The sequence below is a fragment of the Ruegeria sp. CF1 genome (assembly GCF_056537445.1).
Genome location: NZ_JBQFRN010000027.1, coordinates 1 through 1,177 on the forward strand (window position 1 = coordinate 1; position 1,177 = coordinate 1,177).

Sequence of the window (1,177 nt, forward strand, 5' to 3'; positions counted from 1 at the left end):
ATGGCAAAGGAAAAGTTTGAGCGTAATAAGCCGCACGTCAACATCGGCACGATTGGCCACGTTGACCACGGCAAGACCACGCTGACCGCAGCAATCACCAAGTATTTCGGTGACTTCAAAGCGTATGACCAGATTGACGGCGCGCCTGAAGAAAAAGCACGTGGCATCACCATCTCGACCGCCCACGTGGAGTACGAGACCGACAACCGCCACTACGCGCATGTCGACTGCCCCGGCCACGCCGACTACGTCAAGAACATGATCACCGGTGCCGCTCAGATGGACGGCGCGATCCTGGTTGTGAACGCAGCTGACGGCCCGATGCCGCAGACCCGCGAGCACATCCTGCTGGGCCGCCAGGTTGGCATCCCGAAGATGGTCGTGTTCATGAACAAAGTTGACCAGGTTGACGACGAAGAGCTGCTGGAACTGGTTGAGATGGAAGTTCGCGAACTGCTGTCCAGCTATGAATACCCCGGCGACGATATTCCGATCATCGCAGGTTCGGCTCTGGCGGCGATGGAAGGCAACAACCCGGAAATCGGCGAAGAGAAGATCAAAGAGCTGATGGCGGCTGTTGATGACTACATCGACACCCCTGAGCGTGAAGTTGACAAGCCGTTCCTGATGCCGGTCGAAGACGTGTTCTCGATCTCGGGCCGTGGTACTGTTGTGACCGGCCGTGTCGAGCGTGGCGTGATCAATGTTGGCGACGAGATCGAAATCGTCGGCATCCGTGACACTCAGAAAACCACCTGTACTGGTGTTGAAATGTTCCGCAAGCTGCTGGATCGCGGTGAAGCGGGCGACAACATCGGCGCCCTGCTGCGCGGTATCGACCGTGACGGTGTTGAGCGTGGCCAGGTTCTGTGTAAGCCGGGTTCGGTTACACCGCACACCAAGTTCGAAGCCGAAGCCTACATCCTGACCAAGGAAGAAGGCGGTCGTCACACCCCGTTCTTTGCGAACTACCGTCCGCAGTTCTACTTCCGTACAACTGACGTGACCGGCACCGTGACCCTGGCGGCTGGCACCGAGATGGTTATGCCCGGCGACAACGTCGGCTTCACCGTCGAGCTGATCGCGCCCATCGCGATGGAAGACGGCCTGCGCTTTGCGATCCGCGAAGGCGGCCGCACCGTCGGCGCCGGCGTCGTCTCGAAAATCATCGAGTAAT

Annotated in this window: 1 protein-coding gene; it reads left to right on the forward strand. The window is 58.9% G+C overall.

Annotation, left to right across the window (positions count from 1 at the left end; all coding sequences use genetic code 11):
• Nucleotides 1–1,176: elongation factor Tu (gene tuf, locus ACRZ96_RS21115; RefSeq protein ID WP_010441214.1), on the forward strand; the 1,176-nt coding region annotated here is incomplete at its 5' end.
• Between the last annotated feature and the right edge of the window lies 1 nt (nucleotide 1,177).